A 9,988-nucleotide genomic window follows, 5' to 3' on the forward strand; every position below is an offset into this window, starting at 1 on the left:
ATACAGGCATCGCCCTCGCCTTTACCTGTGCCTATTATGGCATTCGCCTTGTCCTCACCATGCCTGAAAGCATGTCACGGGAGAGGCGTAACATGCTGGCCCTCTTTGGCGCACAGCTCGACCTCACGCCAGCAGAGAAAGGCATGAAAGGAGCATTGGAACGCGCTCGTCAGCTCGTTGATAATGACCCCCACGCCATCATGCTGAGGCAATTCGACAATGACGCAAATCCCGCCATCCATTATGAGACAACGGCAGAAGAAATCTGGCTCGACACAGATCATCGGGTCGATTATGTCGTCAGCGGTGTCGGCACTGGCGGGACCATCACAGGCGTGGGAAGAAAACTCAAGGAGTATAATCCAAACATCGCCATGATCGCCGTAGAGCCAGAAAATTCGCCTATTCTCTCAGGGGGAATCGCAGGACCGCACAAAATACAAGGCATAGGGGCGGGATTCGTTCCCACAATCCTCGATAGGAATATCATCGACGCCGTCTATACGGTGAGCAACCAAACAGCCTTTAAGACAGCGCGCCAAGCTGCCCTTCTGGAAGGACTCGCCGTCGGCATATCTTCTGGCGCAGCCCTCGCTGTCGCCATGGAAATTGGCACATCCACCGAAGCGCGCGGTAAAACAATCGTCACCATCATGCCCTCCTCTGCCGAACGCTATCTCTCCACAGAACTCTTTTCCTTCATCCCATGAAACAGCTGGAAAACATCGATTCTTGGGACGATGATGAAATTGAACGCTACGCCCACCATTTTGTCCTCCCTGACATAGGAACAAAGGGGCAAGAGGCCATCAAACATGCGCGCGTGTTTATCATTGGGATGGGCGGGTTAGGGTCTCCCTTGCTCTTATACCTCGCCGCTGCTGGCGTTGGCACTATCGGTATCATCGATGATGACGCTATTGAGACATCGAATCTCCAACGTCAAATTCTCTATACCACAGGCGATATTCACAAAAGAAAAGCCATCCAAGCCCAACGCCACGCACACGCTCTCAACCCGCTCATCACCATCAACGCCCACCCGTCCCGACTGACAAAGCACAATATCGATGCCTTGATAGGACATTACGACATCATTGCCGATGGAAGCGATAATTTTGCCACCCGCTATCTCGTCAATGACGCATGCTACCGCTTGAAAAAAACCCTTGTCAGCGGCGCATGCCAAGGATTTGAAGGACAAGTCGCCAGTTTTCGTCCTTGGCAAGATTCCTCCTCCCCATGCTATCGTTGCCTTTTCCCCGAACAGGATAGCAACACGGGAGAAGAAGGATGTCAGCGCGCTGGGATTGTCGCCCCTCTCGCTGGCATTATCGGCTCTCTTCAGGCCTTAGACGTCATAAAACACATTGTCGCAAATCCTGCGCCATCAACACACACCCTGCTCCTTTACGATGGACGTCACCATCGTCTCCGCCTTATCCACGTGACAAAAAATAAGGCATGTCCTCTCTGTGGATACAAAAAATAGACAAGGCATCGTGTTTACGCGCATTCCTTCTGTAAGACCGAGATGATGATGTCCCATGCCTGGTGGAGTTCTGCGTCAGTGATACAATAGGGTGGCACCATATAAAGTGTCGTGCCTAAGGGACGTAACCATAAGCCTTGTTGCGCGTAGTGACGGCGCAATCTTTTGCTGATGGCATGGTGATAATGCCCGTCATCATTATGCGTTCCACACTCGAAGGCAACGACAACGCCACATTGACGCCTGTGGCGCATAAACGCATAGGGCGCACAATCTGCCAAACGTTCCCTATGCACGTCGATGATAGCGCGTATACGGGCTTGGGTCGTCGGCGTGTTTAACAAGTCCATCGATGCGTGGGCGACAGCACACCCCAGAGGATTCGCTGTATATGAATGCCCATGCATGAAACTATGGGCGGGGTCGGTATCGGCAAAGGCGGAAAAGACGCGAGACGATACAAGAGTCGCAGCAAGGGGAAGCATGCCTCCCGTCAGTCCCTTGGCGAGACAGATGATGTCTGGTTTGTGCTGAAGATGGTCGCATGCGAACATCTTGCCTGTCCGATAAAATCCTGTGAGGACTTCGTCAAAAATAACAAGCACCCCTTGGGCTTGGGCTTCCGCCACAACATGCTCAAGAAAACGAGGCGAACACATACGCATACCTGCCGCCCCTTGCACCAACGGCTCGATAATGATGGCGGCGAGCTGCCCTTTATGGGCCTCTAGCTGCTGAACAAGACATGACAAGGCATGGGCTTCTCTCTCCTCTTCATCATTGACGCCATGCCATGAGGCGGGATAAGGAACAAAGTCGAAAGGAAACACCATAGAGGCAAAGGGTTCATAAAAGCCACAGGAAAATCCTGCCGACATCGCCCCCAATGTGTCGCCATGATAGCCTCCTTGAAAGGCCATGAATCGCTGACGCCTCTCCCCTTGATTATGCCAATACTGCCACGCCATCTTGAGGGCAACCTCCACCGCCGTCGAGCCATTGTCAGAGAAAAAAACACGCTCAAAGGGCGCGCCAACAGCATCAACCAAGCGCCGTGCCACATCGAGCGCCCCTTGATGGGTCGCACCAGCAAAGGCAATATGGTCTAACGTGCGCGCTTGTCTTTGTAACGCCTCAACCAATGTGGGATGGCTATGCCCATGGAGATTAACCCACCAAGATCCTATGACGTCCATATAACGTTTCCCCGTCTCGTCATAAAGCCATACCCCTTCTGCCTTTGTGATGTGAGGGACGTCATCCTCTATCCCTCCTTTTGTGTAGGGATGCCATAAGGCATGGGCGCGTGTCACAGAGTCCACCATGATGGCATGTGATGTGTGATATGGACGTCTTGGTCTGTGATATGACGGATGGGCTTATGAACGCACATTGTGGATAACACCTTAATGTTACCATAATGTTCTATAGCATGGTGATTGTCCTCGTCCTGTTCTCCATACAGCACAACGCCTCGTGGGAACACATGGCGGGTACGAAGCGCCTCGATGGTCAGGAGCGTGTGGTTGATTGTACCAAGTCTGGTCGATGCCACAATGATAACAGGAAGACACATCATAGAGATCATGTCAACCATCATATGGGTGTCATTAAGGGGCACAAGGACGCCTCCCGCCCCCTCAACAATCCAAAGACGCCCCGTGTTGTTGGGGGCACTATCATAGGGCTTACCACATTGAATGGGCTTCCAATAGATCCCTCGTGAGCGAGCTAACAGATAGGCCGACCATAGCGTCTTGCCAATGTCCGTGTTTGTCCCTGTGATAAAGAGTCCTTTCATGATGTTTTCTGCATGAGACGATAGTGAATATGCCAATCAGCCGTGAAAGGCTTGTCTTGCTGTGACACTAAAAAACGTAGCATGGCCATAGAAGAGACCCATGAAGGCTGAGGAACAGACGCACCCCACTGCCGTATATGGTCTAAAAAGCCTTTGAGGTGCGCATAAGACTCGTCCTTCCTTTCGTCATGGGAAGAGACGCACTGTCCATATCGGGAAAGAAGGACATCCACCGTATGGGCATCGGGAAAGGAAAAGGGACTCCCCCGTCCGCCTCCCTGTTTGCACAAGGCGTGAAAATGAGAGAGACTCCCTACCCCCGGAAAAGCAAGGATAAGAAGACCACCAACCGCCAATTGTTGTGAGAGGATCTCTGTCAATACAGGGGTCACATCCCCGAACCCCGCCAACCAGTGAAGCACCATCGTCATGACAATGATGTCAAAGCCCATGTTAAAAGGCAAACGCCGTCCGTCACAAACAATGTCGTGATAGCACCGCCCATAGAGGCGATGGAGGCGTCTTCTGCTCTGTCGCACCATATCGCTACTGATGTCGGTGAGGCAACAAACGGAAAAACGCCTCTCCATGTGCCTACCATCACGAGACAATGCCTCCATCCATTGTCCGCTACCACACCCTATCTCTAGAAGGGAAGGAGATACATATTTTTCGATGTAGGCAAGCGATTCACTCGCCAAGCGCGTCGCCACATGCCTCTGCAATCCGTTCGCATGGTGGTAATGGCTGCTGGCGCGCGAAAAACGCGCGCTCACCCTACGAGAGAACAGAACATCAGCCATAGGCTGACGACACGCGCTGTCTGTCATATCACCATCGTGCGCATGAACGTCTGTATATGCTGACGACATTCCAGCGGTTTTGTGAAGGGAAGCATATGCCCGCCGTCATGCCATCGATGACATAACACGCCATCACCTGTCATATGGGCTTGGGATAATGATGAAGGAACGACCTTGTCATCATCAGCCCATAGGCACAAGCAAGGCACGCCACGGGCAAGAAGCTGTTGCCATGCCATTCTTTCATCTGCCGTTTGTATATCCTTGAAGTCCTCTTCGAGAAGAGGCATGACACTCTCCTCATGGGAAGGAAGTGCCCTCCCTTCGACGCCACAATAGGCGTAAAAGTCGCGTAACATCGCCATGGGTGATGCGCGTAACCGAGAGAGACTGGCCGTCAACAAAGAGGGGCGCACACCACAAGGATTGTCGTCCTTCGAAGGCAAACAGAGCATGCCACTGATGCTGACCACCCCGTGCCACCATGTCTTCGATAGGCGTAAAAGACGACACAGACCAAAAGAATGGCCGACAGCAACGACTTTATGCGTCTCAGCGCACGCCTTGATGACTGACCGCACATCTGGACTGGGCATGCCAAAATACCCCCTTTCGTAGAAAAGAGCGCGAGTCCCATGCGCATGAGGCCATGGTGCCATCTCTTGCCACAGGGTGCTGTCAACGCCCCACCCGTGCGCATAGACATAACAGACGGGATGATGTTGCTCTGTCATAGAGGATACGCCTGTGTCAGCGCATGGAATAACCCGTCCATGTCGTCTCGTGTATGGGCTGATGTCATGGAAATACGCAAGCGTTCTTGGTGTTTTGGCACGGTGGGTGTGCGTATGAAAGGGACATAATGCCCTCTCTCCCATAGCTGGCGGGCGACATTGTGGACAGAGAAAGCACCCTTGACGATAATGGGAATGATATGGGATTGGGAAGAGAGACAATCATATCCCGCATGCCGTAATCGACGGCGCATGACCGCTGCCCCATCGAGGAGTTTTTTACGCCTCGCCGTCAGCATCACAAGACGCTCAAGCCCCGCATCAAGAGCCCCTAAAAGAGGCGGCGGAAGTGCCGTGCTGTAGATAACGCCACCACAGCAATTGATAAGATATTCTCTCATGGCATGGCGACAGCATATGGATGCCGCAAATCCCCCTAAGGCTTTCCCAAATGTCGTCATCACCATATCGATACCAGCGACAGATTCCGTCATGCCAAAGCCATTCTTACCAAAGACACCCATAGCATGGGCATCATCGAGATATAAAAAGGCATGGTATTTCCTCGCCAATTCTACCAACCCTTGTATATCAACGCAATCACCATCCATACTGAAGAGCGTCTCTGAAACGATATAGCGATAGCGGACATGGTCTTTTGAGAGAAGTGTCTCTAGATGATTGAGGTCAAGATGGCGGTAACGTCTTTCTCGCACGCCAGCCAATTGACAGCCCCGATGGAGGCTCTCATGGTTAAGTCTGTCCGTATAGATGGCAACATCTTGTCCCATCCCCACGTCGGCTCGCAACAGGCTCGATAACACGGATACGTTCGCCATCCATCCACAAGCAAACAAGAGGGACGCCTCCATGCCCTTGCCTGCGGCTATGGCACGCTCTACCTTATGGCATAGGCTCTGATGATGACACCCTAAGAGCCTTGATGCCCCGCTCCCCACCCCCCATCTCGCCGCCCATTCTTGCGCCCTTGCGATGAGAAAAGGGTCGAGGGACATGGCAAGATAGTCATTGCTCCCCCAATTGACACAGGGACGCCCCCCTCTTGTGATGTTTCCTGTCGTATCGGCATGCCCTCCTTCATCACCCTGTATCACACGATACAGCCCTTTCTTTTTTCTTTCTTCAAGGACGCTGTCATAAAGGGTATGATGGTGCTGTGTCATCCTGTTATCACGCTCGCGCTCTTCCCCTTTTGACAAGAGAGGGAACAACCTCCTATAAAGAGTCCTATCATGGTTTTACCTTTTCGCGGTCATTTTCCTGAAACGCGTCTGCGTCGCATGCGTCGCCATGCGTGGTCGAGGGAATGGCTCAGGGAACATAGATTAACGCCTCACAACCTCGTCCAGCCTCTCTTTGTCCGCGAAGAGACTATGGAGGAGTCTGCTCACGCCATGCCCGCCATGACGCCCGTCACGCTGGACGGACTGATACAGAAAGGGCGTGAAGCCTTGTCCTATGGTATCGGGAGCGTCATGCTCTTTCCCATCGTCCCTGCATCGAAAAAGGACGAGCGCGCCTCAGACGCTGTCAATCCAGACAACCTTATCTGTCGCGCTATCAAGCACTTAAGACATCATGTACCCTCCTTAGGCGTCATCTGTGATGTGGCGCTAGACCCCTACACATCCCATGGCCATGACGGCCTATGGCGTCATGGTGATGTGGATAACGACAAGACTTTAGAGATTTTGACTCGCCAAGCCATCATGCAAGCCGACGCTGGCTGTCACGTCCTTGCCCCTTCTGATATGATGGATGGCCGTATTGGCGCTATACGCCAAGCCCTCGATAGGCATGGCGCTCACCATGTCCTCATCTTGTCTTATGCCGCAAAATATGCATCGTCTTTGTATGCTCCTTTCCGCGATGTTTTAGGAAGCACACGCTCTCTACAGGGCGCAAGCAAGGAGCAATACCAAATGGCGATAGCGAATCGGGAAGAGGCGTTGCGTGAAGTCATGATGGATATCGAGGAAGGCGCGGATATGGTCATGGTCAAGCCCGGCTTATGTTACCTCGATGTCCTCCATTGCCTTAAGGAGCATTATGCTTTTCCCCTTGCGGCATACCATGTAAGTGGTGAATATGCCATGCTCCATGCTGCTGCGGAAAAAGGCTATCTCTCCTATGACGATGCCCTCTTAGAGAGTTTGCTAGCCATCAAACGGGCTGGCGCGACTATGATTATCAGCTATGGCGCTCTCGATGCGGCGCGCCTCCTACAGCCATGACGATGCATCCTCCCCTCCATGATGTCATTATCCTTGACATGACGCGGGTTCTCGCTGGGCCTTATTGCACCATGATACTACGTCACTTGGGCGCTCGTGTCATCAAAGTAGAAAAACCTCCGTTGGGTGATGACTCAAGGGGCATAGGCCCCTTCATCAATGGGAAATCCGCCTATTTTGCTGCCCTCAATCGTGGGAAAGAAAGCATTGCCCTCTCGCTAGAACATGCGCGTGATAGGAAAATTTTCGACTCTCTCCTCTCCATGAGCCACGTGCTCGTGGAAAATGCGCGTCCCCATGCCCTCTCCCGTTATGGCTATGATTGGGAGACTCTCCATAGACGCTGGCCACACCTACATTATGCGTCTATCAGTGGCTTTGGCCATGATGGCCCCTATCACATGCACCCATCCTATGACATCATTGCCCAAGCGATGGGAGGACTCATGAGCCTCACAGGCGAAGAAGGACGGGAAGGTGTGCGCGTTGGCGTCTCTATTGGCGACATTGCCGCAGGGTTATTCGCTGTCATCGCTATTCTGGCGGCCTTGCGCAAAGAAGGAACAGGAACACGTATCGATATCTCTATGTTGGATTGTCAAATTGCCCTTTTAGAAAATGCCATCGCCCGTTTCGACGCAGGACTGACGCCACAAAGCACAGGCACGCGCCATCCCACCATCACGCCCTTCGATGTCTTTCCCACCAGAGACCATCCCCTTGCCATCGCCGCTGGTAACAATAAACTCTTTGGACTCTTGGCAGAGAGTATCGGACGAGCAGACCTTATCACGCATCCCCTCTTTAAAGACAACGCCACACGCACACAACACCAAGCACAGCTCAAAAACATCATTGCCCGCGCCTTACAAAAAAAAGCCAGAGACCATTGGCTCACAAGGTTGAGGACGATGGGCGTGCCAGTCGCTCCCATTCATGGTGTCGCTGAGATTCTCCGTGACCCTCAACTCCACCACCGCCAGATGATCATGAAAGGAGATGACCCCGCCATGGGACCCACCCACATTGTCGGCACGCCCCTCAAGATAAGCACCATAGAGGATGGAGACATGCCCTTCGATACCGAACAGCCTTCCCCCGCCTTGGATAGCCACCGCCACGCCCTTTTACAAGAAATAGAACAAAAATCATGACGCACCATAAAATAGGTTGATTTTTTTTAAAATATGGCATAATGCCATCACAAGGGAGGTTATCTCTTTTTTGCTCTACGTCCCCTGCCATTGCCCATTGCTCCCATCGTATGTCGACATCTACGCCTTATCGTATCATTGCCGTCCTTTTTGCCCTCGGCTTATTTTATGTGGGTACCCAAGTCAGCATAGGCGGTGCCGATTCTGCGTGTGAAGAACGTATATCTGTCCATTCCCTCAAAGATATTGATAGCTATATCAACAGGAGTCTCTGTCCTGTTGCCCGCAATATGGAGGCGATGGTGTTTTATGGCATATCGGTGGGAGGAAGTGTTCTTCCCTATGTCGTCATCCTTCTCATGGCGGTCAGTTTGTTTTTGACGTTTTACCTGCGCTTTATCAACGTGCGAGGCCTTGCCTATGGCGTCCGCCTTGCCATGGGCAAGGGGGAGGATACGCATGCCCCCGGGGAAATCTCACACTTTCAAGCCTTATCCGCGGCGCTCTCTGGCACTGTGGGATTAGGCAATATCGCTGGCGTTGCTGTTGCCATCACGGCAGGGGGCCCGGGGGCGGCGTTTTGGATGATTGTCGTCGCCCTCTTTCTCGCTGCGACAAAATTTACCGAATGTAGTCTCGGGAACAAATATCGAGTCGCCCATGAGGATGGAAGTTTCTCAGGGGGCGCGATGTATTATCTCTCTCGCGGCCTCAGCGAACGTCGAGGCTTGGCGCATTTTGGGATTTTTCTCAGCGTCCTCTTCGCTCTCTTCTGTATAGGAGGGAGTCTAGGGGCGGGCAACATGTTCCAAGCCAATCAAGCCTATCAACAATTGGTGGCCAGCACAGGGGGTGAGGCCAGCATATTTTACGATTATGGCTGGTTGGTGGGGCTCGCTTTTGCTCTTCTTGTGGGGGCTGTCATTATCCATGGCATACGTAGTATTGTCCATGTCACAGAGATTCTTGTCCCCATGATGGGCGTGCTGTATGTGCTTGCCTGTATCACGATCATAGGCGTTCATGCCGATAAGATTGGGAGTGCTTTGCTGGAAATTATCCTCTCGGCTTTCACACCAGAAGCGCAATATGGAGGGATATTAGGGGCGATGGTCTGGGGGATTAAGCGCGCTGCCTTTTCCAATGAGGCGGGTCTTGGCTCGTCGCCAACGGCCTATGCCGCTGTGCGCACAGGCGACTCCACCTCAGCGGGGATGATCTCTCTTCTCGAGCCTGTTGTCGATACGATGGTCATCTGTCTGATGACAGCCCTCGTTATCGTCATTACAGGCGTGCATGAGACAAGCCATGGCGCTCTTCAAGGAGTCACCCTGACATCCCAAGCCTTCGCCACCGTCATAGATTGGTTTCCTGTGATTCTCACCATTGCCATCACGCTCTTTGCCTTCTCTACCATGATCACATGGTCTTACTATGGATTAAAGGCATGGACGTATCTCTTTGGCAACACGGCTGTCGTGAGCAATGGCTTCAAAATTATATTCTGCCTGTTCGTCATTGTCGGCGCCTCTGCCAATCTGGAAGAGATTGTTCGCCTCTCAGAAGCTACCATCTTTCTCATGCTCATCCCCAATACGATAGGGCTCTTCATCCTCTCGTCAGAAGTCAAAAGGGACATGCTCACCTTTCAAGAGCGCTACAAAAAAAGATAAGAGAGGATACAGAAAACCCCGCATGGACGATGGAGCAACAAGGCTTCCATGCTCAAGCGGGGCTTTCCCGGACACG

At 52.4% G+C, this 9,988-nt stretch carries 10 protein-coding genes; 5 read left to right on the forward strand and 5 right to left on the reverse strand.

What is annotated here, in order from left to right; genetic code table 11:
* A partial coding sequence (locus GDA54_04850) for a pyridoxal-phosphate dependent enzyme (GenBank protein MBC6497632.1) occupies positions 1–710 on the forward strand: 710 nt, incomplete at its 5' end.
* The gene (locus GDA54_04855) at positions 707–1,492 is read left to right on the forward strand and encodes a HesA/MoeB/ThiF family protein (protein ID MBC6497633.1); all 786 of its coding nucleotides are present in this window, start codon (positions 707–709) and stop codon (positions 1,490–1,492) included. The genes GDA54_04850 and GDA54_04855, both read left to right, overlap by 4 nt.
* Positions 1,493–1,506: 14 nt before the next feature.
* Here GDA54_04855 and bioA read toward each other — a convergent pair whose 3' ends face one another.
* From bioA to GDA54_04880, 5 genes are read right to left on the reverse strand one after another with little or no spacing between them, the layout of a single operon-like run.
* Positions 1,507–2,817: an adenosylmethionine--8-amino-7-oxononanoate transaminase gene (gene bioA, locus GDA54_04860; GenBank protein ID MBC6497634.1), complete on the reverse strand. Its 1,311-nt coding sequence runs from the start codon at positions 2,815–2,817 to the stop codon at positions 1,507–1,509.
* Positions 2,802–3,293: a dethiobiotin synthase gene (locus GDA54_04865; protein ID MBC6497635.1), complete on the reverse strand. Its 492-nt coding sequence runs from the start codon at positions 3,291–3,293 to the stop codon at positions 2,802–2,804. Before GDA54_04865 ends, bioA begins: the two co-directional genes overlap by 16 nt.
* A complete protein-coding gene (locus tag GDA54_04870) occupies positions 3,290–4,123 on the reverse strand; it encodes a methyltransferase domain-containing protein (protein ID MBC6497636.1) in 834 nt (277 codons plus the stop codon). The genes GDA54_04865 and GDA54_04870 overlap by 4 nt, the downstream gene beginning before the upstream one ends.
* On the reverse strand, positions 4,120–4,830 hold the full coding sequence (locus GDA54_04875; GenBank protein ID MBC6497637.1) for an alpha/beta hydrolase: 711 nt from the start codon (positions 4,828–4,830) through the stop codon (positions 4,120–4,122). Before GDA54_04875 ends, GDA54_04870 begins: the two co-directional genes overlap by 4 nt.
* Positions 4,827–6,050, reverse strand: coding sequence for an aminotransferase class I/II-fold pyridoxal phosphate-dependent enzyme (locus GDA54_04880; protein ID MBC6497638.1), 1,224 nt, complete (start codon positions 6,048–6,050; stop codon positions 4,827–4,829). Before GDA54_04880 ends, GDA54_04875 begins: the two co-directional genes overlap by 4 nt.
* 33 nt (positions 6,051–6,083) lie before the next feature.
* Between GDA54_04880 and hemB the strand changes: the two genes are divergently transcribed.
* The 3 genes from hemB to GDA54_04895 all read left to right on the forward strand — a co-directional run bounded on the left by hemB (position 6,084) and on the right by GDA54_04895 (position 9,912).
* The gene (gene hemB / locus GDA54_04885; protein MBC6497639.1) at positions 6,084–7,085 is read left to right on the forward strand and encodes a porphobilinogen synthase; all 1,002 of its coding nucleotides are present in this window, start codon (positions 6,084–6,086) and stop codon (positions 7,083–7,085) included.
* Positions 7,082–8,239, forward strand: coding sequence for a CoA transferase (locus GDA54_04890; GenBank protein MBC6497640.1), 1,158 nt, complete (start codon positions 7,082–7,084; stop codon positions 8,237–8,239). The genes hemB and GDA54_04890 overlap by 4 nt, the downstream gene beginning before the upstream one ends.
* Before the next feature lie 110 nt (positions 8,240–8,349).
* Entirely contained in the window at positions 8,350–9,912 is a 1,563-nt protein-coding gene (locus GDA54_04895; protein ID MBC6497641.1) for an alanine:cation symporter family protein, read from the forward strand.
* Positions 9,913–9,988: the final 76 nt, after the last annotated feature.

The sequence above is a fragment of the Alphaproteobacteria bacterium GM7ARS4 genome, assembly GCA_014332745.1.
Classification (GTDB): domain Bacteria; phylum Pseudomonadota; class Alphaproteobacteria; order GM7ARS4; family GM7ARS4; genus GM7ARS4.